23 protein-coding genes and 1 pseudogene are annotated in these 24,904 nt (G+C 73.3%); 14 read left to right on the forward strand and 10 right to left on the reverse strand.

Features of this window, described 5'->3' with window-relative positions; genetic code table 11:
* Nucleotides 1–149: 149 nt before the first annotated feature.
* Entirely contained in the window at nt 150–1,538 is a 1,389-nt protein-coding gene (locus tag OG440_RS22135; protein ID WP_406008531.1) for a cystathionine beta-synthase, read from the forward strand.
* Between the two features lie 404 nt (nt 1,539–1,942).
* On the opposite strand, the gene OG440_RS22140 is transcribed toward OG440_RS22135, so the two are convergent.
* Entirely contained in the window at nt 1,943–2,815 is an 873-nt protein-coding gene (locus OG440_RS22140) for a helix-turn-helix transcriptional regulator (RefSeq protein WP_406008532.1), read from the reverse strand.
* Nucleotides 2,816–2,960: 145 nt separating this feature from the next.
* Between OG440_RS22140 and OG440_RS22145 the strand changes: the two genes are divergently transcribed.
* Nucleotides 2,961–3,794 carry an SDR family oxidoreductase gene (locus tag OG440_RS22145; RefSeq protein ID WP_406008533.1) on the forward strand — a complete coding sequence of 278 codons (834 nt, stop codon included), beginning with the start codon at nt 2,961–2,963 and terminating at the stop codon, nt 3,792–3,794.
* A 45-nt stretch (nt 3,795–3,839) separates the two neighbouring features.
* On the opposite strand, the gene OG440_RS22150 is transcribed toward OG440_RS22145, so the two are convergent.
* Nucleotides 3,840–4,268 (reverse strand): hypothetical protein, encoded by a 429-nt coding sequence (locus OG440_RS22150; RefSeq protein ID WP_406011422.1) that lies wholly within the window; start codon nt 4,266–4,268, stop codon nt 3,840–3,842.
* A 28-nt stretch (nt 4,269–4,296) separates the two neighbouring features.
* Nucleotides 4,297–4,744: pseudogene (locus OG440_RS22155) on the reverse strand (ATP-binding cassette domain-containing protein); the annotation flags it as partial.
* A gap of 142 nt (nt 4,745–4,886) precedes the next feature.
* Between OG440_RS22155 and OG440_RS22160 the strand changes: the two are divergent.
* The 3 genes from OG440_RS22160 (at nt 4,887) to OG440_RS22170 (ending at nt 8,115) form a co-directional block, all read left to right on the forward strand.
* The gene (locus OG440_RS22160) at nt 4,887–6,395 is read left to right on the forward strand and encodes an aromatic amino acid ammonia-lyase (RefSeq protein WP_406008534.1); all 1,509 of its coding nucleotides are present in this window, start codon (nt 4,887–4,889) and stop codon (nt 6,393–6,395) included.
* Complete coding sequence (locus OG440_RS22165) at nt 6,392–7,333, forward strand: MurR/RpiR family transcriptional regulator (RefSeq protein ID WP_406008535.1); 942 nt, start codon at nt 6,392–6,394, stop codon at nt 7,331–7,333. The genes OG440_RS22160 and OG440_RS22165 overlap by 4 nt, the downstream gene beginning before the upstream one ends.
* 197 nt (nt 7,334–7,530) lie before the next feature.
* On the forward strand, nt 7,531–8,115 hold the full coding sequence (locus tag OG440_RS22170) for a hypothetical protein (protein WP_406008536.1): 585 nt from the start codon (nt 7,531–7,533) through the stop codon (nt 8,113–8,115).
* Between the two features lie 34 nt (nt 8,116–8,149).
* Here OG440_RS22170 and OG440_RS22175 read toward each other — a convergent pair whose 3' ends face one another.
* The 4 genes from OG440_RS22175 to OG440_RS22190 are packed head-to-tail and all read right to left on the reverse strand — an operon-like array spanning nt 8,150 to nt 10,499.
* On the reverse strand, nt 8,150–8,524 hold the full coding sequence (locus OG440_RS22175; protein WP_020128504.1) for a hypothetical protein: 375 nt from the start codon (nt 8,522–8,524) through the stop codon (nt 8,150–8,152).
* A gap of 22 nt (nt 8,525–8,546) precedes the next feature.
* A complete protein-coding gene (locus OG440_RS22180; RefSeq protein WP_406008537.1) occupies nt 8,547–9,083 on the reverse strand; it encodes a roadblock/LC7 domain-containing protein in 537 nt (178 codons plus the stop codon).
* A 34-nt stretch (nt 9,084–9,117) separates the two neighbouring features.
* The gene (locus tag OG440_RS22185) at nt 9,118–10,047 is read right to left on the reverse strand and encodes a transcriptional regulator (protein ID WP_406008538.1); all 930 of its coding nucleotides are present in this window, start codon (nt 10,045–10,047) and stop codon (nt 9,118–9,120) included.
* Nucleotides 10,044–10,499 (reverse strand): hypothetical protein, encoded by a 456-nt coding sequence (locus OG440_RS22190; RefSeq protein WP_406008539.1) that lies wholly within the window; start codon nt 10,497–10,499, stop codon nt 10,044–10,046. The genes OG440_RS22185 and OG440_RS22190 overlap by 4 nt, the downstream gene beginning before the upstream one ends.
* A 379-nt stretch (nt 10,500–10,878) precedes the next feature.
* Here OG440_RS22190 and hutU point away from each other — a divergent pair, with 379 nt between their 5' ends.
* From hutU to hutI, 4 genes are read left to right on the forward strand one after another with little or no spacing between them, the layout of a single operon-like run.
* Nucleotides 10,879–12,543 carry a urocanate hydratase gene (gene hutU / locus OG440_RS22195; RefSeq protein WP_406008540.1) on the forward strand — a complete coding sequence of 555 codons (1,665 nt, stop codon included), beginning with the start codon at nt 10,879–10,881 and terminating at the stop codon, nt 12,541–12,543.
* Entirely contained in the window at nt 12,540–13,757 is a 1,218-nt protein-coding gene (locus tag OG440_RS22200; protein WP_406008541.1) for an allantoate amidohydrolase, read from the forward strand. Before hutU ends, OG440_RS22200 begins: the two co-directional genes overlap by 4 nt.
* Nucleotides 13,754–15,103 (forward strand): formimidoylglutamate deiminase, encoded by a 1,350-nt coding sequence (locus OG440_RS22205; protein ID WP_406008542.1) that lies wholly within the window; start codon nt 13,754–13,756, stop codon nt 15,101–15,103. The genes OG440_RS22200 and OG440_RS22205 overlap by 4 nt, the downstream gene beginning before the upstream one ends.
* 35 nt (nt 15,104–15,138) lie before the next feature.
* The gene (hutI, locus tag OG440_RS22210) at nt 15,139–16,335 is read left to right on the forward strand and encodes an imidazolonepropionase (protein WP_406008543.1); all 1,197 of its coding nucleotides are present in this window, start codon (nt 15,139–15,141) and stop codon (nt 16,333–16,335) included.
* On the opposite strand, the gene OG440_RS22215 is transcribed toward hutI, so the two are convergent.
* From OG440_RS22215 to OG440_RS22225, 3 genes are all read right to left on the reverse strand, one after another.
* Nucleotides 16,275–17,321 (reverse strand): DMT family transporter, encoded by a 1,047-nt coding sequence (locus tag OG440_RS22215; protein WP_406008544.1) that lies wholly within the window; start codon nt 17,319–17,321, stop codon nt 16,275–16,277. The genes hutI and OG440_RS22215 overlap by 61 nt on opposite strands.
* A 225-nt stretch (nt 17,322–17,546) precedes the next feature.
* A complete protein-coding gene (locus OG440_RS22220; RefSeq protein ID WP_406008545.1) occupies nt 17,547–19,073 on the reverse strand; it encodes a ricin-type beta-trefoil lectin domain protein in 1,527 nt (508 codons plus the stop codon).
* Between the two features lie 194 nt (nt 19,074–19,267).
* Nucleotides 19,268–20,203 carry an RNA polymerase sigma factor SigF gene (locus OG440_RS22225; protein WP_406008546.1) on the reverse strand — a complete coding sequence of 312 codons (936 nt, stop codon included), beginning with the start codon at nt 20,201–20,203 and terminating at the stop codon, nt 19,268–19,270.
* Nucleotides 20,204–20,442: 239 nt separating this feature from the next.
* Here OG440_RS22225 and OG440_RS22230 point away from each other — a divergent pair, with 239 nt between their 5' ends.
* From OG440_RS22230 to OG440_RS22250, 5 genes are all read left to right on the forward strand, one after another.
* Nucleotides 20,443–20,838 carry an STAS domain-containing protein gene (locus OG440_RS22230; protein WP_406008547.1) on the forward strand — a complete coding sequence of 132 codons (396 nt, stop codon included), beginning with the start codon at nt 20,443–20,445 and terminating at the stop codon, nt 20,836–20,838.
* Between the two features lie 202 nt (nt 20,839–21,040).
* The gene (locus OG440_RS22235) at nt 21,041–21,589 is read left to right on the forward strand and encodes an ATP-binding protein (protein WP_406008548.1); all 549 of its coding nucleotides are present in this window, start codon (nt 21,041–21,043) and stop codon (nt 21,587–21,589) included.
* Nucleotides 21,590–22,167: 578 nt separating this feature from the next.
* Complete coding sequence (locus OG440_RS22240) at nt 22,168–22,890, forward strand: LPXTG cell wall anchor domain-containing protein (protein ID WP_406008549.1); 723 nt, start codon at nt 22,168–22,170, stop codon at nt 22,888–22,890.
* A gap of 32 nt (nt 22,891–22,922) precedes the next feature.
* A complete protein-coding gene (locus tag OG440_RS22245) occupies nt 22,923–23,756 on the forward strand; it encodes a hypothetical protein (protein WP_406008550.1) in 834 nt (277 codons plus the stop codon).
* Nucleotides 23,753–24,871 (forward strand): hypothetical protein, encoded by a 1,119-nt coding sequence (locus OG440_RS22250; protein WP_406008551.1) that lies wholly within the window; start codon nt 23,753–23,755, stop codon nt 24,869–24,871. Before OG440_RS22245 ends, OG440_RS22250 begins: the two co-directional genes overlap by 4 nt.
* The last annotated feature ends 33 nt before the right edge of the window (nt 24,872–24,904 follow it).

The following is a 24,904-nucleotide window of genomic DNA, read 5'->3' on the forward strand; positions in this document are numbered from 1 at the left end:
CCTCCTCGTGTTCGTACACCCACTCCTTGCCCCGTACGGACCGTCGGCCAATCTCAACCAGGAGTGAACGTGCCGACTCGGCCGCTGCCCGGGCCGTACCCTGGCGTCACCACTACGACCACTGTTTTTGCAAGCAACCGGAGACAACGGTGCGATTCCACGACTCGATGATCAGCCTCGTCGGCAACACCCCGCTGGTGAAGCTCAACAGCGTGACCCAGGGCATCCGGGCCACCGTTCTGGCCAAGGTGGAGTACTTCAACCCGGGCGGTTCCGTGAAGGACCGCATCGCCCTGCGCATGATCGAGGCGGCGGAGAAGAGCGGCGAGCTCCTGCCCGGCGGCACGATCGTCGAGCCGACCAGCGGAAACACCGGGGTCGGGCTGGCCATCGTGGCGCAGCAGAAGGGGTACAAGTGCATTTTCGTGTGCCCCGACAAGGTGAGCACCGACAAGATCAACGTGCTGCGGGCGTACGGCGCCGAGGTCGTCGTCTGCCCGACCGCCGTGGATCCCGAGCACCCGGACTCCTACTACAACGTCTCCGACCGGCTGGTGCGGGAGACGCCGGGCGCGTGGAAGCCGGACCAGTACTCCAACGCGAACAACCCGCTCTCCCACTACCACTCCACCGGCCCTGAGCTGTGGGAGCAGACGGAGGGGCGGATCACCCACTTCGTCGCCGGCGTCGGCACCGGCGGCACCATCTCCGGGACCGGGCGCTATCTGAAGGACGCCAGCGAGGGCCGGGTCCAGGTCGTCGGCGCCGACCCCGAGGGGTCCGTGTACTCCGGCGGGTCCGGGCGGCCCTACCTGGTCGAGGGCGTCGGTGAGGACTTCTGGCCGACCGCCTACGACCGGACCGTCGCCGACGAGATCGTCGCGGTGTCCGACAAGGACTCCTTCCAGATGACCCGGCGGCTCGCGAAGGAGGAGGGGCTGCTGGTCGGCGGTTCCTGCGGGATGGCCGTGGTGGCCGCCCTGCGCGTCGCCGAGCGGCTGGGCCCGGACGACGTCGTGGTCGTCCTGCTGCCCGACAGCGGCCGCGGATACCTCTCGAAGATCTTCAACGACGAGTGGATGGCCGACTACGGCTTCCTCGAGGACGAGGGCCCCAGCGCCCGCGTCGCCGACGTCCTCAACGACAAGGTGCACGGCGCCATCCCGTCCCTCGTCCACATGCACCCGGACGAGACCGTCGGCCAGGCCATCGAGGTGCTGCGCGAGTACGGCGTCTCCCAGATGCCGATCGTGAAGCCCGGCGCCGGTCACCCGGACGTCATGGCCGCCGAGGTCGTCGGGTCGGTCGTGGAGCGGGAGCTGCTGGACGCGCTGTTCACCCAGCGCGCCTCCCTCGGCGACCCGCTGGAGAAGCACATGTCCGCCCCGCTGCCGCAGGTCGGTTCCGGTGAGCCGGTCGGCGACCTGATGTCCGTGCTCGGCACGGCGGACGCGGCGATCGTCCTCGTCGAAGGCAAGCCCACCGGGGTCGTCAGCCGCCAGGACCTGCTGGCCTTCCTGGCCAAGGGCGGCAAGTAGCGTCCGGGGAACTTCCGGGGGACAGGGGGCCGTACCTCGGGGAAACCTGCGGTGAACGGCCCCTTCGGACGCCGAACCTCCGTTTGCCTACCGAAGTGGTGGACTTCGCGGAAGTGGTACGAGCGTGTCACGTGTACGCAGCACCCGGTTAACACGCGTCCGGCATATTTGTGGGTGTCGGAAGGGGCGGGAGCGGCTCCCCGCCCCACCGGCACCGATACGGCGTCACGGACCTCCGGAGCGGCTCCCGGACCTCCACCGACGCCACGGACGCGCAAGCCCGGCCTGACCCGGCCCGCGTCCCTCGCGGGGACCGCCGTCGTCCCGCCCCCCGGTATCGGGGGTGCGGCGGTCCCCGCGCAAGCTTCCTCGCCCGGGGCCTGTCCACAGGACAGGCCCCGTGGTCATGTCCGGGACGGCGTCCGCACCGGCGTCGCCGCCTTCCAGCTGGCCAGGAGCCGCAGCCGCTCCTCCGTCTCGGACCCCGCCTCCGGGGTGTAGACCAGCAGGGACCGGTCCGGGTCCGCCGAGATCGCCAGCGTCTCGTACGGGAAGGTCAGCAGGCCCGCGACCGGGTGCAGGATCCGCTTCACCCCGTACGCGCACTCCCGGACCGGATGATCGGCCCACAGCCGGCGGAAGTCGTCGTTCTTGAGCGAGAGTTCCCCGACGAGCGCGGTCAGCCGGTGGTCGTCCTGGTGGTGCCCCGCCAGCATCCGCAGATGCGCGACGCACTGGACGGCCACCGCGGGCCAGTCCGGGTAGAAGTCGCGGGAGTCCGGGTCAAGGAAGACGTGCCGCGGGATGCTGCGGCCCTCGGGCCCGGTGCGGCTGTAGCCGAAGACCGCGTCGGCGAGCGCGTTCCACGCCAGCACGTCCATCCGCTGGTCCAGGACGAACGCCGGGGTGCGCTCCATGCTGTCGAGCAGCAGCTGTACCCCCGGCCGGACGCGGGGCGCGGCCGGCCGCCCGGCGGCCCTGCGGGGGCGGGCGACGGCGCGCAGATAGGCGTGTTCCGTCTCGTCCAGGCGCAGGACGCGCGCCACGGCGTCCAGCACCGCGTCGCTGACTCCCCCGGACTTCGTCCGGGAGGGGCCCCCAGGCCCCCTGCCCTGCTCCAGGCGGATGTAGTAGTCGACGCTCACTCCGGCCAGCTGCGCCACCTCCTCGCGACGCAGACCGGGTACGCGCCGGCGCCCGTGCGAGGGCAGACCGACCTCCTCGGGCCGGATGCGGGCACGGCGTGAGCGCAGAAAGTCTCCAAGATCCCCGTCCATGCGTTCGATCGTAGGGGAGGGGCGGGTCGCGAACCTGGTACTGGCAGACCCAGGAAAAGCGCATCCCTGGGTGACGCGGCAGCGGACGGCGAGGGTGGTGCGTGCCGCTGGGGAACCGCCCCGGCCCGCCTCACAGGAGCAACGGATGCCGCACGAGAAGCAGAACGAGAAGCAGAACGAGAACCCGGGCGCGAACCGGTACGAGAACCGGATCGGGACCCCGTACGCGAGCCTCGCCGGGCGTACCGCCGTCGTCACCGGTGCCGCCAGCGGTATCGGTGCGGCGACCGCCGCGCTGCTCGCCGCCTCGGGGGCCCGGGTCGCGCTGCTGGCCCGGCGCGGGGACCGGCTGGAGTCGGTCGCCGAGAAGATCCGCGCCGACGGGGGAGAGGCCCTGGCTGTCGTCGCCGACGTCACCGACGACGCGTCGGTGGACGCGGCCGCCGCCAGGATCCGCGACGCCTACGGAAGCGTCGACCTGGTCGTCAACAACGCCGGCGTGATGCTGCCGAACCCCGTCGACGACGGCCGGATCGACGAGTGGCGGCGGATGCTCGACACCAACGTCACCGGAGTGCTGCGGGTGATCCGCGCCTTCACCGGGGACCTGGTGGGCGCCGCCGCCGAGGGGCGCGGCGCCGACCTGGTGAACGTCTCGTCCATCGGCGCGCACATCACGTTCCCGAACTACGCGGTGTACGGCGCGACGAAGGCGGCCGTCACCTACCTCTCCCAGTCCCTGCGCACCGAGTTCGGGCCCCGGGACGTGCGGGTCACCAACGTCGAGCCGGGACTGACGGAGACCGAGCTGGCGACGCACCTCGACAACGCCGAGCTGTCCGGGCAGCTGGACGGCATGCTCGACACGATCGGCGCGCTGTCCTCGGCCGAGATCGCCGACGTCGTCGCCTATGTCACCAGCCGCCCCCGGCACGTCAACCTGCGGCAGATCATGGTGCTGCCGACCCGGCAGGCGTGACCGCGGGGCCCCGGCCCGCCCTCGGCCCCGACCCCGTGTCCCGGGTCAGTCCTCCCAGTCGTCGTCCTTCTTCGAGGAGCGGCGACGGGTGCCGAAGAGGCCGGGGTGGGAGCGGGCGGCCTGGACCGCGTTGACGCCGACGATGCCGATCCAGGAGACGATCAGGCCGGGCAGGTGCGCGGTGCCCGCGCCGATCGCGGACAGCGGGACCGCCAGCACCAGCGAGACGATGCCGAAGCCGAAGCGCTCGCCCCACGAGTCCGTCGCCCTGGGCGAGCGGGCGTCCCGGGCCGCCACCATCTGCTGCTCCGCGAACTGCCGGCGCACCCGGCGTTCCACCGCGCCGTCGATGCGCTGGTCGACCTTCTCCAGGAACGAGTCCACCAGCGCGGACTCGTACTCCTCGCCCAGCTCCCTGCGGGTCTGCAGGGTGGCGTCGAGGTCCTTCTTGAGGTCCGTGTCCCGCGCTTCCATGGTGGTCTCCCATCCCGTCATACGACCAGGCTAGGGAGCGGGGGCGTCCGCCGCACTGGGGATAGCCCCCCTGTCCGGGGTGGGGTTCGGCTCCGGGGCAGGACGGCGACCGACGGTCTCCAGCAGTTCGGCCGCGCGGGCGCGTGCCCTGCACCGCCGTGGCCCAGCAGCAGCGGCACGGTGGCGATGTTGTCGAGCACCGTGCGGTGCGGGAAGAGCCCCGACTGCTGGATGACAAATCCGATGGAGCGGCGCGGCTCGGCCGCGTCCTGGCGGGGGACGTTCTTACCGCCCACCTCGATGGTTCCGGAGGTCGGGTCGACCATCCGGTTGATCATCCGCAGGGTGGTCGTCCTGCCGCAACCGGAGGAACCGACCAGCACGGTCACGCAGCCCTCCGGCATCCGGAGGGAGGGATCGTGGACCGCTGTCGTGCCGTCGGGGAAGCGCTTGTGGACCGCGTCGAGCTGGATCATGAGTTGTCCCTTGCCCGACTGCATAACGTCATGCAGAGTTTTCGGCAGGTGAATAGCTTTCCAATGCCTCCGGGTTGAGCCGAGGTAGCGGATGACCGGCAGGCAAGACCGAGTGTCCGGATCGATGGGAGTTCGTGACTTTATGTCGTCTCGGATGGTGGACGCCCCTTCCGGGGTGGGCTCCGGTCTCGTCGTCCTCGACGGGATCGCACTCGGCGTCGCCGACGTCGCGCGCCTCGCCGACCGGGCCGCCCGCCCGGTCCCCGGCACCGAGGCGACGAAGCGGATGACCGAGTCCTGGGACGCCGCCCGCCGCATCGCGGCCACCGGCCGCGTCTACGGCCGCTCCACCGGGGTCGGCGCCAACCGGAACGAGGACGTGCCCACCGAGGCGGCCGCCGAACACGGGCTGCGCCTGCTGCGCAGTCACGCCGGCGCCATCGGCGAGGAACTGCCCGCCCGGGAGGTCCGGGCCATGCTCGCCGTCCGCGCCAACCAGTTGCTCGCCGGCGGCGCGGGCCTGCGGCCCGGCGTCGTCACGGCGCTGTGCGAGGCGCTCGAGAGCGGAGCGCACCCGGTCGTCAACGAGTTCGGTTCGGTGGGGACCGGAGACCTGGCGGCACTGGCACAGGTCGGGCTCGCGCTGGTGGGGGAACACCCGTGGCGCGGCACCGGAGCCCCCGCACCGCAGCAGCTCGACAACAACGACGCCCTCGCGCTCATCAGCAGCAACGCCCTCACCCTCGGCCAGTCCGCCCTCGCCCTGCACGAACTGCGCGGGCTCCTGGAGGCCACCCAGGTCGTCGCCGCGCTCTCCCTGCACGCCGTCGACGGCTCCCACGAGGCGTACGCCGCCCCCGTGCACGCCGCCCGACCGCACCGCGGGTCCGTCGAAGTCGCCCGCCGCATGCGTGAGTTGATCGGTGCGCAGGACCGGCCCACGCCACCCCTCGGCAGGATCCAGGACCCCTACGGCTTCCGCTGCCTGCCCCAGATCCACGGCCCCGTGCACGACGCCGCCGACGCCCTGGAGGACGTGGTCGGCATCGAGATCAACGCGGCCGCCGAGAACCCGCTGATCTCCCCCGAGGACATGGCCGCCTACCACCACGGCGGCTTCTACCAGGCCCAGCTCGCCCTCGCCCTGGACCACTTCAGGCTGGCGCTGACCCAGGTGGCACGGCTGTCCACCTCCCGCCTGTCGACCCTGAACGAACCGGCGTACACCCGGCTGCGCCCGTTCCTCGCCGACGCCGAGCCCGCCTCCTCCGGCGTGATGATCCTCGAGTACGCCGCCGCGGCCGCCCTCGGTGACCTGCGGGCCTTCTCGGCCCCCGCCTCGCTCGGCCACGCTGTACTCTCCCGGGGCGTCGAGGAGCAGGCCAGTTTCGCCTCGCTCGCCGCCCGGCAGACACTGCGCGCCTGTGCCGCGTACCGTCTCGTCGTCGGCTGCGAACTCGTGGCCGCCGTACGGGCGCTGCGCCAGCGCGAGCTGCGGCCCGAGCCGGGACTCGCGGCGGGCCGGGCGCTGGAGCTGGCCGAGGCGGTGCTCGACGCGGAGCAGGCCGACCGGCCGCTCACGGACGACGTACGGGCGGCGGCCGGGCTGCTGGACCGGTTCACGGACATCTGGAGGGGGAGCGGGGCATGAGCGCGGAGACGGAGATCGGAGAGGGCGTGCCGGGTCCAGGGGCATCGGGTCCGGGAGCGCGGGAGCCGGGGGCGTCGGGTGCCGGGGTTTCGGGTGCCGGGGTGCCGGACAGTCCCGCCGCCCGGCTGCAAGCGCTCTTCGAGGGCCACCGGCTGACACCGACCCAGCGGCGCATCGCGCACAGCATGGTGCGGTCCGCCGCCGACGTGCCGTTCCTGTCCAGTGTGGAGCTGGCCGAGCTCGCGGGCGTCAGCCAGCCGTCGGTGACCCGCTTCGCGGTCGCGCTCGGGTTCGACGGCTACCCCGCCCTGCGCAAGCACCTGCGCGAGGTCGCCCCCGCCGAACAGTCGGCCGGCCCGGCCTCGTACAACGAGTACCAGCAGGCCGTCGAGGCCGAGATCGAGAACCTGAAGCACCTCGCCGAACTGCTCGCCGATCCCCGGCCGGTGCAACGGGCGGGCCGGCTGCTGGCGGCCTCCCGGCCGCTGCCCGTGCTCGGACTGCGGGCCGCCGCCTCCCAGGCGTACGGGTTCGCCTACTTCGCCGCCAAGGTCCATCCGGACGTACGGCTGCTGAACGAGGGCGGCACGATGATCCACGACCGGATCGACGCCGCCGTCCGGGCGGGCGCCTCGGCGCTGCTCTGCTTCGCGCTGCCCCGGCACCCGCGCGAGGTGGTCGACACCCTCGCCTACGCCCGGGAGGCGGGGCTGAGCGTGGTGACGGTCGCCGACTCCGCGTTCGCGCCGGTCGCCAAGGTCTCCGACCTGCTGCTGCCGGCCGCCGTCGGCACCGGCCTCGCCTTCGACACCGCGTGCGCGCCGATGCTGCTCGGGCGGGTGCTGCTGGAGGCGATGTGCGACGACCTGCCCGACGCGCAGGCCCGGCTGGAGGAGTTCGACGCACGGGCGGCGGCGCGCGGGCTCTTCGTGGAGTAGCACCCGCCCCGTCCCGCCCGCCCCCGTCCCGCGCCCCTGTCCCGCCCGGATGCGCCGCCTTTCGGACGCGTCGGCTCTCGGAGGCGTCCTCGCGCGAATGTGTCCTCGTGCGAACTCGCCGTCTCTCAGACTCGTCTCACGTTCGCTCACTAGTCTGAACGGTCACGAGACTGTGCCGGAGAGACCAGGAGGCGGACGTGGCGCGCGGAGGGCAGGGGCTGGCTCGGGTAGCCGTCGTCGTACGGGCCGGAGCCGCGCCGTTGTGGTGGTGCGGGGTGTTCGCGGCGGGGGTCGGGGTCCTGGTGCCCGGCCTGACCGGACGCCGGATCGGGGTGCTGGCCGGGGCCGCGCTGTTCATCGTCGCCGTCGCCGTGGCGGCGTGGCGCGGACGCAAGCGGATCACCCGACTCGGCCAGGGAGCCGCCCGGGCCGGCAAGCAGGACGTGCTCCAGGACCGGGCGGTGACCGTGCGCACCTGGCGCCGCGGTCACCGCTGGTGGCTGCTGCTCGCCTTCGTGGCCGCGCTCGGCAGCTCCTTCGTGGTGCCCGCGGCCGCGGGTCTGCTGCTCGCCGGCTGGGGGACGGGACTGCGGCTGAAGGCCGCCTGGCTCGGACGGCGCGAGCGGGCCGACGACACGCTGCTGTGGGTGCGCGTCGACTGGCTGGACCGGCGCGGCGGACGCCCGGCGGGCAAGGCCGTCAAGGCCTACCGCAGCACCGGCATCGCGGCCGGCGACGCGGCCCCGGGCGGGTCCCGCCGCCGCACCGCGGCACTGGTCTAGCCACGGACCGGTCCGGCCGGACCGGTCGGACCGGCTACACCTCGAGGTCCTCCTCGATCTTCTTCAACTGGTGGCGGGCCATCGCCAGGTTGGCCCGCTTGGCGTCCAGGACCAGGTACATGAAGAGCCCGTTGCCGCCGCGGCCGCTGATCAGCCGGATCAGGTGGTACTGGTCGTTGAGGGTGATCAGGATGTCCTCGATCTGGCCCTTGAGCCCGAGGTGCTCCATGGTGCGCATCTTGGCGCGCACCACGTCCGTGTTCCCGGCCGCGGCGACGTTCAGGTCGAAGGTCTTGCTGCCGCCCATCGTGCCCAGCGCCATGCCGCTGGTGTAGTCGACGAGCGCCACTCCGGTCGCGCCCTCGATCGAGGCGAGACACTCTTTCAGTGTGGTTTCGGTGTTGGCCATGACTGTGCTCCTCGGTTCCTTCTCAACTTTCCGTGGTGGTGCGCGCGTTGGTACTCGCCGATCCGCGCGCCGATCTGGTCCGTACGATGGGTGGCTTGGCGGGGGTCCGCACGGGCGCCTTCGCGGGGGGCTTCGCCGGCGCTCTGACCGGTGGCTCGGCGGCGGCCTTCGCCTCCCGTGCCTTCGCCTCCCACGCGTCGACGAGCTCCCCGATGCGGGCCCCGGCGCGGCGGCCCTCCAGGTGCAGCCGGCCGACGTTGACGCGGTCCTGCGCGAGCAGCGTCAGTACGGCGCTCTCGCCGGCCGCGTAGGTGGCGACGTAGCCGTAGACCCCGCGCACGAGCAGCTCGCGGAAGTCGCCCTGGCCGGTGGTGTCGGCCATGCGCACCGCGACGCCGAGGGCGGCGGCGGTCAGCGCGGCCACCACCTCGGCCTCCACGCCGGGTGTGTCGTGGGCGAGGACGAGGCCGTCCACGCCGGCCGTCAGGGCGCCGGTCAACTGGGGCACCCGGGCCCGCAGTCGCCGCAGTTCGTCGAGTATTTCCGGCTCGGACACCATCAGCTCGCTCCTCTCGGCGCGCGGTCGCTGCCGTTCAAAGGGCCTCCAGCGCATCCCTGAGCCTCTTCAGCAGGGTGATGTCGGGGTCGTTGACACGGGGCAGGGTGATGCCCGGTGGCGGGTCGGGGACGGGGGGGACGGGACCGGTGGCGGGACCGTTGGCGGGACCCGCGGCCGACCGGGGGCGCAGCGGTGGCGCCGGCGGTCGCGGGACGTGCGGCCGGGGCGGCGGGAAGAGGGCGGTCAGCAGACCCGCGGCCGCCAGCCGCCGGACGTCCACCAGGGTGTGGAAGGCCTGCCGGCCCAGCTCCCGGGCTATGTCCGACGCGGTGCGCACGCCGTCCACCGAGGCCAGCACCGCGCTCTGCCGGGCGGTCGGCGCGGGCGCCGCGACGGTCTCGGCGCGCCGCAGCGGCGCCCCGTCGGTCAACGGGTCCGGCCACAGCCGGTGCAGCAGCTCGCGTCGGCGCAGCGTCTCGCGCTCGACCGCCTCGACCGGGACCGGCCGGAGCGTGCCCAGCCAGTGCCCGGCGCCGTACCGGAAGTGGCCCGGGGTGCTGCTGGGGGTGAGCGCGAAGTAGGCCGCGTCGTAGACCGCCTCCAGGTGGCACAGTTCGAGCGCGCCGCGCGGCACGCGGCCCGCGTCGAGCAGCAGCCGTGCGACGCCGTACTCCTCGTCGGCCCGGTCCACCGCGTCCTGCCAGACGGCGGGGGCGAGGGTGCCGTGGGCCAGGAGGAGCACGTCGAGGCCCGGGGCGAGGGGACTCTCGGCGTGCACCACACGGCCCTCGGCCAGGTACAGGGAGCCGCGTTCGCGCTCCAGGACGCCGGTGGCCCGCTCGGCGGCGAGCCGGGTCAGCATCGGCGACAGTCCGCTGCCGCGCTCCCGGGCGGCCGACTTCTCCCGCACCGGCAGCCGGGGCGGCGGGGTCGTCCCCTGGGGGGTCGTTCTCACCGCGGTCACCCCAGCACCAGCCGTCCGGCCATCTCGCCCAGCCGGATGCGGGCCAGTGCGAGGTTGCCGTCCGGCCGGGCCAGCCACACGTGCAGGAACACGCTGCTGTCGAAGGACGTGGGTACGAAGCGGAGCACGTGGTAGCTGTCCCGGTTGCTGATGATCAGGTCCTCGACCGGGGGATCGGCGGCCCCGCCGGCGCCGCCGTGGCCCCCGGAGCCTCCGGGGTTCTCGGGGTCGTCGTTCTTGTCGTGTCTGTCGTAGCCGTCGGGTGCGAACGCCCGCTGCTCCGCGGTGAGCCGGGCCACCTCGGCGGCCTCGGCGGCCGCCGCCTCGTGGTCGCCGCCGGGGAACTCCCCGACCGAGCCCAGGGCCAGCCCGCTCGTCCAGTCGACCAGCGCGGCGCCCCGGGCACCGGGCAGCCGCATGGCCTCCAGTAGACACTCGTCGATTCCGGGCACCGTTGGGCTCCCCTCCCGCCTTCGGTTCGGCTGAGTGATGAAGAAGCTACGCAACGTAGGCGTCGAAGGGTGAGTCTTCTGGCATTTTCCAGCGGAACATGCGGCGGGGCCGCTAACGTGGGTCGACTGACCCCGTTTCGGGCCGAATGACGCCCCATGCGCCCCTTCTCCACCGTTCAACACCGGCCCACCGGTGCGCGTCAACGGCGCGTGTGGCCGTGCGGGGTGGTGAACGCGACGACGCGCGCCCCCCTTGCCTGTGCCGACCGCCCCGGCACGGCCGTGCCCCCGGATGTATTGACTAGCTCTATTCATCGAGTCAGGATGTGAATAACAACAGCAACACCGTCGGGATCACCCATCCGCAAGGAGGCAGACCATGTCAGGACCCCGCCCCGTACGTGCGCCACGCGGTACGGAACTGAGCGCCCTGGGATGGCAGCAGGAAGCCGCCCTGCGGATGCTGCAGAACAACCTCGACCCCGAGGTCGCCGAACACCCCGACAAGCTCGTCGTCTACGGCGGCACGGGCAAGGCGGCCCGCGACTGGCGCTCCTTCGACGCGATGGTCCGCACCCTCAGGACCCTCAAGCAGGACGAGACCATGCTCGTGCAGTCCGGCCGCCCGGTCGGCGTCATGCAGACCCACGAGTGGGCCCCGCGCGTCCTCATCGCCAACTCCAACCTCGTCGGCGACTGGGCCAACTGGGAGGAGTTCCGCCGGCTGGAGCAGCTGGGCCTGACCATGTACGGCCAGATGACCGCCGGTTCCTGGATCTACATCGGCACCCAGGGCATCCTCCAGGGCACCTACGAGACCTTCGCCGCCGTCGCCGCGAAGAAGTTCGCCGGCACCCTCGCCGGCACGATCACCCTCACCGCCGGTCTCGGCGGCATGGGCGGCGCCCAGCCGCTCGCCGTCACGATGAACGACGGCGTGGCGATCTGTGTCGACTGCGACCCGCGCGCCATCGAGCGCCGCATCGAGCACCGCTACCTCGACGTCAGGGCCGACAACCTGGACCACGCGCTCCAGCTGGCCGTCGAGGCCCGCGACCTGCGCAGGCCGCTCTCCATCGGCCTCCTCGGCAACGCCGCCGAGCTCCTCCCGCAGATGCTCGCGATGGGCGCCCCCATCGACATCGTCACCGACCAGACCTCCGCCCACGACCCGCTCGCCTACCTGCCGACCGGGATCGCCTTCGAGGACATGGCCGACGCCGCCGAGAAGGACCCGGCCGGCTTCACCACCCGGGCCCGCGAGTCGATGGCGCGGCACGTCGAGGCGATGGTCGGCTTCATGGACGCCGGCGCCGAGGTCTTCGACTACGGCAACTCCATCCGCGGCGAGGCCCAACTCGCCGGATACGACCGCGCGTTCGCCTTCCCCGGCTTCGTCCCCGCCTACATCCGCCCGCTCTTCTCCGAGGGCAAGGGCCCTTTCCGCTGGGCGGCCCTGTCCGGCGAGGCCTCCGACATTCACAAGACGGACAAGGCGATCCTCGACCTCTTCCCGGAGAACGAGTCCCTGCACCGCTGGATCAAGCTGGCCGGTGAGCGCGTCCACTTCCAGGGCCTGCCCGCCCGGATCTGCTGGCTCGGCTACGGCGAGCGCGACAAGGCCGGCGAGCGCTTCAACGACATGGTGGCGTCCGGCGAGCTCGCGGCCCCCCTCGCCATCGGCCGCGACCACCTGGACTCCGGCTCCGTCGCCTCCCCGTACCGCGAGACCGAGGCCATGCTCGACGGCTCCGACGCGATCGCCGACTGGCCCCTGCTGAACGCCATGGTCAACGTCGCCTCCGGTGCCTCCTGGGTCTCCATCCACCACGGCGGCGGCGTCGGCATGGGCCGCTCCATCCACGCCGGGCAGGTCTCCGTCGCCGACGGCACCAAGCTCGCCGGCGAGAAGCTGCGCCGCGTGCTCACCAACGACCCCGGCATGGGCGTCATCCGGCACGTCGACGCGGGCTACGAGATCGCCGAGACCGCCGCCGCCGAGCGCGGCGTGCGGGTGCCCATGCGCGAAGGTGACGACGCGTGACCTTCCACAGCATGTGGGCGGAGCTGCTGCCGGTCGGCCGCAGTTCCGCCTCCGGCGGCTACCGCCGCTACGCCTGGACCGCCGCCGACACCGACTGCCGGGCCTGGTTCAGGGAGCAGGCCGAGACGCGGGGCCTGACGTACGAGGTCGACCGCAACGGCAACCAGTGGGCGTGGCTCGGGGACCCGGCGGCCGGTGACGCCGTCGTCACCGGTTCGCATCTCGACTCGGTACCGGACGGCGGCGCCTTCGACGGGCCCCTGGGCGTGGTCTCCTCCTTCGCGGCCCTCGACGAACTCCGCGCGCGGGACGTCACGTTCACCAAGCCGGTCGCGCTCGTCAACTTCGGTGACGAGGAGGGCGCCCGCTTCGGGCTCGCCTGCGTCGGCTCCCGGCTCACCGCGGGCCGGCTCACCGTGGAACAGGCCCACCGGCTCACCGACGGCGACGGGATCACCCTCCCGCAGGCCATGGAAGCCGCGGGTCACGACCCCGACGCCATCGGCCCCGACCCGGAGCGGCTCGCCCGCGTCGGCGCCTTCGTGGAACTGCACGTGGAGCAGGGGCGCGCCCTCGACCTGAGCGGGGACCAGGTCGGCCTGGCCAGCGCCATCTGGCCGCACGGGCGCTGGCGCTTCGACTTCCGGGGCGAGGCCAACCACGCCGGCACCACCCGCCTCGTGGACCGGCGCGACCCGATGCTGCCGTACGCCGAGACCGTGCTGGCCGCCCGCCGCGAGGCCCGGATCGCGGGCGCCGTCGCCACCTTCGGCAAGATCTCCGTCGAGCCGAACGGTGTCAACGCCATCCCCTCCCTGGTGCGCGGCTGGCTCGACTCCCGCGCCGCCGACCAGGCCACCCTCGACACCGTGGTCGGCGGTGTGGAGAAAGCCGCCCGCGAGTACGCCGAGGGCCACGGCATCGACCTGGACGTCGTCCGCGAGTCGTTCACGCCCGTCGTCGAGTTCGACCACGCCCTGCGCGACGAACTCGCCCGCATCCTCGGCAGCGCCACCGAGCTCAAGGTCCCGGTCCTCGGCACCGGTGCCGGACACGACGCCGGGATCCTCTCCGGGACCGTCCCGACCGCCATGCTGTTCGTGCGCAACCCCACGGGCGTCTCGCACTCCCCGGCCGAGTTCGCCGCGGAGGACGACTGCGTGGCCGGGGTGCACGCCCTCGCCGACGTACTGGAAGGACTGGCCTGCCGGTGACCCCCACGCAGCGGACACGGACGTACTGGCTGGAGCACGCCTGGCTCGACACGAACGTCGAGCCGGGGGTCGCCCTGGAGGTGACGGACGGCCGCATCACCGCCGTCCGGACGGGCGTCGGCACTCCGCCGCCCGGCGCCGAGATCCTGCGCGGGCTCACCCTCCCCGGGCTGGCGAACGCCCACAGCCACGCCTTCCACCGGGCCCTGCGCGGCACCGTCCAGGTCGGCTCCGGCACCTTCTGGACCTGGCGCGAGGTCATGTACTCGGTCGCCGACCGGCTCACCCCGGAGACCTACCACCAGCTGGCCCGCGCCGTGTACGCGGAGATGGCGCTGGCCGGCATCACGGCCGTCGGCGAGTTCCATTACCTGCACCACGCCCCGGGCGGCACCCCCTACGCCGACCCCAACGCCATGGGCGAGGCCCTGATCGAGGCCGCCGCCGAGGCCGGCGTCCGGATCACCCTCCTCGACACCGCGTATCTGTCCGCCGGCTTCGGACAGCCGCCCAACGCCCACCAGCTCCGCTTCTCCGACGGCGACGCGGACGCCTGGGCCGAACGCTGTTCACTTCTCAAGGAACGGGATCACGCGAGGATCGGGGCGGCGATCCACTCCGTACGGGCCGTACCCGCCGGGCAACTGGCGACGGTCGCGCGCTGGGCCGAGGAGCGCCGGGCACCGCTGCACGTGCACCTGTCGGAGCAGACCGCCGAGAACGACGCCTGCCTCGCGGCCCACGGCCGTACGCCCACGCGGCTCCTCGCCGACCACGGGGTCCTCGGGCCGCGCACCACCGGCGTCCACAACACCCATCTCACCGACGAGGACATCGCCCTGCTCGGCCGCTCCTCGACCGGCACCTGCATGTGCCCGACGACCGAACGGGACCTCGCCGACGGCATCGGCCCGGCCGTCGCCCTCCAGGCGGCCGGCTCACCGCTCTCCCTCGGCTCCGACAGCCACGCCGTCATCGACCTGCTCGAAGAGGCCCGCGCGATGGAGCTCGACGAGCGGCTGCGCACCCGGACCCGAGGCCACTGGACGGCGGCCGCCCTGCTGCGCGCCGCCTCCGCCGACGGCCACGCGGCCCTCGGTCACCCGGACGCGGGCACCCTGGAGGCCGGCGCGGCCGCCGACTTCACGACGATCGCGCTCGACTCGGTCAGGACGGCGGGCCCGGTGCCCAGGCTCGGCGCCGAGACGGCCGTATTCGCGGCGACCGCGGCGGACGTACGGCATACCGTCGTCGCCGGCCGTCACGTCGTACGCGACGGAGCGCACACGCTCGTACCGGATGTGCCGCAGGCCCTCGCCCGGGCCGTGGCAGCCCTGCACGCCTAGCCACCACCGGCTCCCGCCCCCACGAGGACACGACGATGAGCAGCAGCACCGGCACGACCGGCACGACCACCGTCATCACGAACATCGCCACGCTGGTCACCAACGATCCCTCCCTCGGCGACAGCTCTCCCCTCGGTCTGGTCCGGGACGCGGCCGTCGTCATCGAGGGCGACCGCGTCGTGTGGACCGGTGAATCAAGCAAAGCACCCGCCACTGACAACCGGGTCGACGCCGGCGGCCGGGCGGTCCTGCCGGGCTTCGTCGACTCCCACTCCCACCTGGTCTTCGCGGGCGACCGCACCGAGGAGTTCAACGCCCGGATGTCGGGCCGCGGTTACACGGCGGGCGGTATCCGCACGACGGTCGCCGCCACCCGGGCGGCCACCGACGAGGAACTGGAGGCGAACCTCACCCGTTTCCTCTCCGAGGCCCTCCGCCAGGGCACCACGACCTTCGAGACCAAGTCGGGCTACGGCCTGACGGTCGCCGACGAGGCCCGCGCCCTGCGCCTCGCCGCCGCCCACACCGACGAGGTCACCTACCTCGGCGCGCACATCGTCTCCCCCGACTACGCCGACGACCCGGCCGGTTACGTGGCCCTGGTCACCGGCGAGATGCTCGACGCCTGCGCCCCGCACGCCCGCTGGATCGACGTCTTCTGCGAGAAGGGCGCCTTCGACGGCGACCAGGCCCGCGCGATCCTCACCGCGGGCAGGGCGAAGGGGCTGCACCCCCGCATCCACGCCAACCAGCTCTCCCACGGCCCCGGCGTACAGCTGGCGGTCGAGCTGGACGCGGCCAGCGCCGACCACTGCACCCACCTCACGGACGCGGACGTGGACGCCCTCGCGAGCGGCGACACGGTCGCCACGCTGCTGCCCGGCGCCGAGTTCTCCACCCGGGCCGCGTGGCCGGACGCCCGCCGGCTGCTGGACGCGGGCGTCACCGTCGCCCTCTCCACGGACTGCAACCCCGGCTCGTCCTTCACCTCGTCCGTGCCGTTCTGCGTCGCGCTCGCGGTGCGGGACATGGGGATGACACCGGACGAGGCGGTGTGGTCGGCGACGGCGGGCGGCGCCGCGGCCCTGCGCCGCACGGACGTGGGACGCGTGGCCCCCGGCGCGTACGCCGACCTGACCCTCCTGGACGCCCCGAGCCACGTCCACCTCGCCTACCGGCCCGGCGTGCCGCTCGTCTCGGAGGTGTGGCGGCGCGGCGTACGGGTCGTCTGATCCGCCTCCGCCTCCGCCTCCGCCTCCGCCTTCGGCCCGCTGTCCCGGTCCGCCGCCGAGCGCCCCCAGCCGGTGCCGACGAGTACGAGGACCGCGCCCACGAAGCCGAGCCATCCCGGCCGGTCCCCGGCCAGCGCGATGCCCACGGCCGCCGCCCACACCGGCTCGGTGCCCAGCAGCAGGCTGACCCGGGACGGCGACGTACGGCGGACCGCCCACATCTGGACGAAGAACGCGAACAGCGTGCAGAACACGGAGAGGTAGACCAGCCCCAGCCAGTCGTCGCCGTCGAAGTCCGCCGCGGCCGCCCAGGGCGACGCCCCCGTCCCGGGCAGCGTCACCAGCACCGCGAACACGGCGACCGCGGAGCCCAGTTGGACCGTCGTCAGCGACAGCGCGTCGGCGCCGCGCACCGCGTCCATGCGCGCCATGGCCAGCACGTGCACGGTACGGGCGACGGCGGCCCCCAGCATCAGCAGATCGCCCCCGGACGGGGCGGTGAACCCGGCGCCCTGGGTCAGCAGCGCCACGCCGAGGACCGAGAGCCCCGCGGCCGCCAGGAACGCCCCCGGCAGCGGCACCCCGCGCACCCGGCTCTCCGCGAGCGGCGTGAACACCATGGTCAGGCTGATGATCAGCCCGGCGTTGGTCGCCGAGGTGTGCACCACACCGTAGGTCTCCAGCAGGAAGATCCCGGCCAGGATCAACCCCAGCACGCCCGCCCCGCGCCACTGGGCCCCGCTCAGCGCGCGCAGCCGCCGCCACCCCACGACCACCAGCACCGGCAGCACCACGCCGAACCGCAGCACCAGCACGGCCGGCACGGTGTCCGCCGTGGTCACGCCCTTGGCGGCGAGATAACTGGAGCCCCAGACGACGGCGACGAGCAGGACGGGGACATCGGCGAGCCGCCCGAGCGCGGAGGGACCGGCGGGGGAAGGAGGGGAGGCGGGTGGGCCGGGCACGGAGGCAGGGGAGTCGGACACGGGGCTCCTCATGAGCAGATGACGTGGCTGGCCCAGCGGCTCTGCTGGTCAGAGGGCTGAGCCAGCGTAGTCACCGGCGGGAATTGGGCCAGGGGGTTTCCACCATGAGGACGCCCGACCGACGTTCCCGCCCGACGCCCGACGCCCGACGCCCGACGCCCGACGCCCGACGCCCGACGTTCCCACCCGGCACCCGGCACCCTGACCTCAGGTCGCGCCCCGCGCTCAGGCCGCCCCGGCCCGCCACAGCTGGTCGCCGCCCTCGTCCAGCGGCTCCAGCGACACCCCGCCGCCCCCGTCGGTCGTCAGCGCCGTCAGGATCGCGATCGCCGGGCGGACGGTTCCGTCCTCGTCCACGGTGAACCGCAGATTCGCCCCGTGGTCGCCGTCCACGGAGTCGCACTCCCACACCCCCACGCCCTTGTCCACGGAACCCCTGCTGTCCAGGCAGAAGTCCTGGTCGGCGTACGACTGGAGCACCCCGCGCGCCGCGTCCACCCGCCAGCGCTGGCTGGGCGAGGCGGTGCACGGGACCGTTACCACGTCCGTGCCGTTGACGAAGTCGCCCGCCACCTCCAGGCAGCGCCCGGCGGCCACGTTCACGACCTGGGCGAACGTCCCGCCGGGCGCGCGGGTCGGGGACGGTGTGGGCCTCGGCTTCGGCGCGGCGCTCGTGCGGGACGGGGACGAACTCGGCGTCGCGGAAGGAGAGGAGGGGGCGGGGGAGGAGGCGGGTGGCGCGGAGACCGTCGCCGTCACGGTCACCGGCGGGGCCGTCGACGGGCCGGTGACGACCGCGCCCGCCGAGTCCGGTGACCCTCCCGAGCCACCCGAGGTGAGCAGCAGGGCCACCGTCAACGGCACCACGGCCACCCCCAACGCGGCCGAGGCGAGGGCCACCCGCCGCGACGGTCGTCTCGCGGCCGGCGGTCTGCGGCCACCGGCCGGCGGCCGTTCGTCCCTCACATACGCCGACCCGCCCCACACCAGCAGCCCGTCCGCCAGCGTCGCGCGAGGATCGTCGCGCAGCGCGCACTGCTCCTCGTAGGCGGCCGCGCAGTGCCGGCAGTGCGCCATGTGGGCTTCGAGGTCCGGGCTGTGCCGCGGGGCGTCGGGCCGTACGGACTGCTCGACCAGCCGCCGGAAGTCCCCGCAGCGCGGGTCGTCGGAGGCGGCGAGCCGGTGCCGGAGACAGGCCTGGGCCAGGTGGTGCAGGGCGGGGCCCGTGCCGTACGTGACGTCCTCGGGGGTCAGGCCGAGCAGCGCGGCCGTCCGTTCGGCGCTCTCGCGTTCCACGACGCCGTACCAGATGAGGCCCTGCGTGCGGGAGGGCAGGGAACGGAACGCGGCGAGCAGGGACGGCACCGGGCCGCCGGGGCCCGCCGTGTTGAGGACGAGCAGGAGTCCGGCGTCCAGGCCGCCGGCCCGGTCGTCGAGCGCCCATTCGGTGGCCACCCGCCCGGACAGCAGCAGGAGCTGGTGCCGCCAGGACCCGCCGGGGTCGTTGCCGCGGGCCGTCTCCCGGGCGGCGAGGGTGAACGCCTCGGCCGCGAGGCGCCGCGCGGCCGGTTCGCCGGTCGTGCAGCGGCGGGCGTAGGCCAGGACGGCGGGGTGGTGGCGGGCGCGGAGCGCGCGCAGCGCGGGGTACGCGGCGGCGGGGGCGGCGCGGAGCCGGTCGGTGAGGTACGCGTCGGAACCGTCGGTGCTCACGTCGTCGCCGTCGTCGTGGCCGCCAACGTCGGCACGGGCCATGGGGGTCGCCTCCTCGCCGGACGCGCGGCGCGTCCGGTTGCTGACGTACCGGTCAGTCTGTGGTGGAGGCGACCCTAGTGGCCGGAGGGGTTCCGTGGGGAGATTTCGCGGGGTAACGAAAAGGGCTTGGGGCGGGGGCGAGGTGACACCGGCGTCCGTGTCCGGGAGGACCCCCCGGACACGGACGGGACGGGTCACTCCTCGACCGTCAGCCCCTTCCGCAGCCGCACCAGCGTCCGCGACAGCAGGCGCGACACGTGCATCTGCGAGATGCCGAGCTCCTCGCCGATCTCCGACTGGGTCAGACCGGCGACGAAGCGGAGGGAGAGGATCTGCCGGTCACGGGACGGGAGCGCGGCGATCAGCGGCTTCAGCGACTCCACGTACTCGATGCCTTCGAGTCCGTGGTCCTCGTAGCCGATCCGGTCGGCGAGGGCGCCTTCCGAGTCGTCCTCCTCGGGCTGCGCGTCCAGCGACGAGGCCGTGTACGCGTTGGACGCGGCCATGCCCTCGACGACCTCCTCGTTGGAGATGCCGAGACGCTCGGCCAGTTCCACGACGGTGGGCGCCCGGTCGAGCTTCTGGGCCAGTTCGTCGCCCGCCTTGGCCAGCTCGAGCCGGAGCTCCTGGAGGCGGCGCGGGACGCGTACCGACCACGACGTGTCGCGGAAGAAACGCTTGATCTCGCCGATGATGGTTGGCATCGCGAAGGTCGGGAACTCGACGCCCCGCGACAGCTCGAAGCGGTCGATCGCCTTGATCAGGCCGATGGTGCCGACCTGGATGATGTCCTCCATCGGCTCACTGCGGGAGCGGAACCGGGAGGCGGCGAACTTGACCAGGGCGAGGTTCAGTTCGACGAGGGTGTTGCGCACGTACGAGTACTCGTACGTGCCCTCTTCCAGGGATTCGAGCCGCGCGAACAGGGTCTTGGACAGAGCCCGTGCGTCGACGGCTCCGACCTCTTCGTACGGGGGGATCTCCGGAAGGCCGGCGAGGAGGTCGGTGGGGTCGACGTCCGGTGCCGCGTCCTGTGCGATGGGTTTCAGATGTTCTTGTTCCGGAGGGGGTGTCGACGTCGCTCCGCGGGTAGGCGGTGCGTCGAGCCGGGGTGACATGATGTCCTCCATCGTTCTCGGCTTATGGCTGCCGAAGCCGTTGAGTGCACTGCGGTGTGCGGCGCCTCCAAAGCCGGCCGTGTCGGTTACGTGCTTCCCCTAGCCCTACCCGCTTTACTTGCCCCGCCGCAAGTGCATTTTGTGGGGTTATGTCCGTTTGTGTGCGATTGTTCGGGTGTTGAGGTGCGGGTCGAAGGCGTAGGGTGCGAGGGCGTCAGGAACCAGTCAACGACCCCAGGAGAAGAGACGGCATGGACCGCGGGACGGTCGGCAGCGCACAGTCTGGCCGGCTTCTGGTCGAGGTGCGGCAAGAGGGCTCGAGCGCCGTGGTGACACCGGCGGGTGAGTTGGATCACCACACCGCCGATCTGTTGCGTGAGCCACTCGAGGACTGCCTCGCCAAGGGACTCAGTCGCCTGGTGGTGGACTGCACCCGTCTGGAGTTCTGCGACTCCACCGGGCTCAACGTGCTGCTCGGCGCCCGCCTGAAGGCGGAGGCGGCCGGGGGCGGGGTCCATCTGGCGGGCATGCTGCCCGTGGTGGCGCGGGTCTTCGAGATCACCGGCGCGGACGCGGTGTTCACCGTGCACGCCACGGTCGACGAGGCCCTGAGCGACGGGCACGACCAGCGTGACGTGGACGGCTGAGCCTCGCCGTTTGCCGAAAACGGGTGCGAACGGACGTGAACGGGGGGTGTTCCGGCGGTTCTCTCGGGCAGGAGACATCCTGAACCCGAACATGTCGGCGGCAATGCCGACCAGAACGCCGTCCGCCTACGTACAGACTTGCAGTGATCCGACTTGTGAATCGTGAACCGGTGAATCGGGGAATCGGTGAGGTGAAGCGCTGATGAGCACCACCCGGCCTTGTTCGCCGGGCGACCGTGGTCCGGAGCCCAGTGACGCTCCCGCGGCGCCCGAGGGCGGCGCGCCCGTGGCCGAGGCGTCCCCCGTGGGCGCGGCGGCCGTGGCGTCCGGGGCGCCGGGCGGCCGCCAGGTACGCCGGCTGAGTTTCGCCGGCGCCGCCGCGGTCGTCCCACTCGCCCGCGACTTCGCCCGCCAGGCGCTGCACGCGTGGGCCTGGCTGCCCGCGGACACCGCCGACCGGAGGGCCGCCGCGGAGGACGTCCTGCTCGTCGTCTCCGAGCTGGTCACCAACGCGTGTCTGCACGCCGAGGGGCCGGACGACATGGTCCTCAGCTGCGACAACAAGGTGATCCGTGTCGAGGTCGCGGACCGCGGTACGGGCCAGCCGGCCCCCCGCACCCCGCACCGCGCCGGCCGCCCCGGCGGCCACGGCATGTTCATCGTCCAGCGTCTCTGCCTGGACTGGGGCGTCGTACGGACCCCGGACGTCGCGGGCAAGACGGTCTGGGCGGAACTGGGCGCCCCGGCCTGACCGCCCCAGGGCCCGGGAACCTTTTGCCCGGGCCCAACGCCACCTCGCGGACCCATCGCCACCTCCCGTCTTCCTGCCGTCTCCGGGTGCGCTTCCCCGCTCCTCTGCGCGCGGGCCGCCTTCCGTCGCGCTGCCGCGTGCCGGTGCGTCGCCGTCTCCTGGTGCACTTCTGTGTTTCGGTGCGCTTCGGCCTCCGGCTGCACTTGTGTGTTTCCGTGCGCTGCGGCCTCCGGCTGCACTTCTGTGTCCTGGTGCGCTTCCAGGCTCCGCCGCGCCCCGGTGCGTTGCCGTCCTCCGTCGCGCCGTCTTCCGTCGTGCTGTCGTCCCGCGGCCCGTTTCCGCTCCCGGCAGTGCGTGATCACCGGCCGTTCCGGGCCGGCGTCGCGGCCTCCCAGGTCCGCTTCCGGTCGGCGGGCCCCGGGCGTGGCGTCCGCGAAATCCCCTGAAACCGTGCGCCGGATCGCCATAACTCCGGCGTGTACGTTCTCTTCCCTCCTCATGGCCCCGGGCGTACCTTGACGGCTCAATCTGATGCCTCGTCAGTAAGGGCGGGGCGGTGGGAGTGAGGGGACGGGACCGTGTCGAACCGGAAGCGAACGGCCGCGCTCGCGACTGCCGCGGCCCTGGCCGGCTCGGCGGTGTGGACGGCCGCCCCCGCCATGGCCGAGGTCGTGAACGTCAACTACGCGTGCAAGACGCCCATCGGCGACAAGAGCGCCGTGTCACCCATCGACATCACGGGCGTGAAGAGCGGCAGCGGCTACAAGATCACCATGTCCTGGCAGAAGGGCGTCTCCTCCAGCCCCGTCGAACTCGGTGCGGGCTCCATGAAGCCGAGCGCCACGATCAAGCTGGGCGGCGCCGACAGCGGCACCCTCGCGGTCACCGGCCCCGCCAACCAGGCCGCGATCCCCGAGAACACCCCCATCAAGATCAGCGACCTGAGCGGCACGTACACGCCGAAGAAGACCGGCAAGGTCACCTTCACACCCGGTGTGCTCACCATCAAGGCGCTCGGTACGACCACCACCTGCACGCCCACCAACAACGCGGGCCCCTCGCTGACCCTCGACGTGACCGCGCCGGGCGGCGGGAGCACCGCGAGCGGCGGCACCACCGGCTCCGGCACCACGAGCGGTGGCGGCACGGGTGACAGCGGCTCCGGCGGCGACCTCCCGCAGACCGGACCCGAGGACTCCGCCCTCGCCCTCGGCACCCTCGGGGGCACGGTGCTGCTCGCGGGCGCGGCCGGCACCCTCTGGCTGACCCGGCGGGGCCGGACGGCACGCGTCCACCGCTGACCGTCCCCCTCGTACGAGTGCTGGAGCCGCCGATGCCGTACGCCGCCGCCCGTGCCCTGCTGCTGACCCTGTCGCTGCCGCTGCTGCTCGCGGCCACCCCGGCCACCCCCGGCGGCTGGTCGGTCGCGCCCTCCGGTGGAGGACGGCCGTCCTTCTACGCGGAGGGCACCCCCGGCGCGGTGCTCCAGGACACGCTGGCCGTGACCAACCGGGGCACGGAGCCGCTCACCGTACGGCTGCGTGCCACCGGCGACGACGGGCTCCGGGTCGCCTTCGCCGAACCGGCCCTCGGCGTCCCCGCCCGCACCCGCGCCGAGGTGCCCTTCACGGTGACGGTGCCGGCCGACGCGCCACCCGGCGACCGCGCCGGTGAACTCCTCGTACGGGACTCCACCGGCCGGGAGTCCGCCGTCCGGCTGCTGATCCGGGTCGGTGGTCCCGAGCTGGCCGCGCTGACCGTCGAGCACGTCGCCGTGCAGGGCGACCGCATCACGTACGAACTGGTCAACCGGGGCACCACGGCCGTCGTCCCGCGGCTCGCCGTACACGCGGACGGCGTCCTCGGCGCCGTCCTGGACCGTGCCCCGCGCACCCTGCCCGTCCGGCTGGCCCCGGGCCGCCGCCTCGCGCTCGACGAACCGTGGCCCGACCGCCCGGCCCTGGACGCCGTCACGGTCCGGCTCACGGTGACCGCGCCGGGCGCGGCGCGAGCCACCGGGCGGACGTCGGCGCGCTTCGTGCCGTGGGGCGCGGCGGCGGGCACGGCGGCCGGCGCGCTGTCGGTCGTGGCGGCCGCGGTGGCCGTACGGCGACGCGGCCGCCGGACGGCCGCGGTCCGGGCCGCGGCGAGGGGAGCACTGACATGAGAGGCAAGCCCCGGCTCACGGCACTGGTGTCCGTCCTGCCGCTGATGCTGCTCGCGCTGTCGCTGCCGTCGGCCGGCCCGGCCGCCGCGGAGGGCAAGCCGGCCGTCACCCTCTCGGCGGCGCAGGCCGGGACGGGGGGCTCGATCACCGTCACCGGCACCGGCTGGCGGTCCCGCACGCTGCTGATGCTGCTGGTCTGCGGGCGGGCGACACCGGCCCGGGGCGTGGTCGGCGGCACCAACTCCTGTGCCAACGCGGACGGACGGGCCGTCACCACCGACGCCGACGGCCGCTTCAGCAGGGCGCTGCCGGTGACCGAGCCGCCGGCGCCGTGCCCCTGCGTGGTGCACGTGGCCACCGCGACCGGAGCGAAGGCGCAGGCCGACGCCGTGTTGCGGGTGGCCGGGCACCCGGTCGAACCGCTTCCCGCGCAGACGGCCGGAGGACGCCTGTCCGTGCTCACCGACACCCGGCTCGACGGCTCCGGCTCCCTGCTGACCTGGTTCGGGGCGCCGCCCTCCCGCACCCTGACCTTCACCGTCGGCAATGTGGGCACCGCGGTCGTCAAGGACCCCGTCTTCCAGGTCGGCACCGCCCACGGGGTGTTCGCCCCGCAGTGGGACGAGCGGCAGTGGCACGGCGCGCTCGGCCCCGGCGAGAAGGCCCGCGTCGAACTGCCCGTCGAACTCACCGCCGGCGCCCACGGCGACTACACGGTCTCCCTGAAGTACGGCGGGAAGGTCCTCGCCGAACAGCCGTGGGGGGTGGGCCGCCCCTGGGGCGTGACCCTGTTCTGGATCCTGCTCTGTCTGGTGGTGCCGGCGGCGCTCTTCCGCATCGGGATGGCGGTGGTGGACCGGGTACGGCCGCGCCCCGCCGCCCGACGGCCCTCGCCTGCCCCGGGGCGCGGACACAGGCGCCGGCGCGGGACGGCGGTCCCGCCACCCCGGCCCGTGCCCCCCACCTCGAACGCGACCCTGCCGTGGTTCACCCCGGACACCGGTCCGGGCACGGCTGGTCGGCTCTCCGCACCGCACGAAGACCGTCCGACGAGTCCGACGAGTCCCGCGAGTCCCACGCCCCCCACGACTCCCGGCAGAAAGGGATCCACGTGAGTGAGAGAGCCGTATCACCTGACCGTGCGCCCG

The organism is Streptomyces sp. NBC_00637 (assembly GCF_045161545.1).
Classification (GTDB): domain Bacteria; phylum Actinomycetota; class Actinomycetes; order Streptomycetales; family Streptomycetaceae; genus Streptomyces.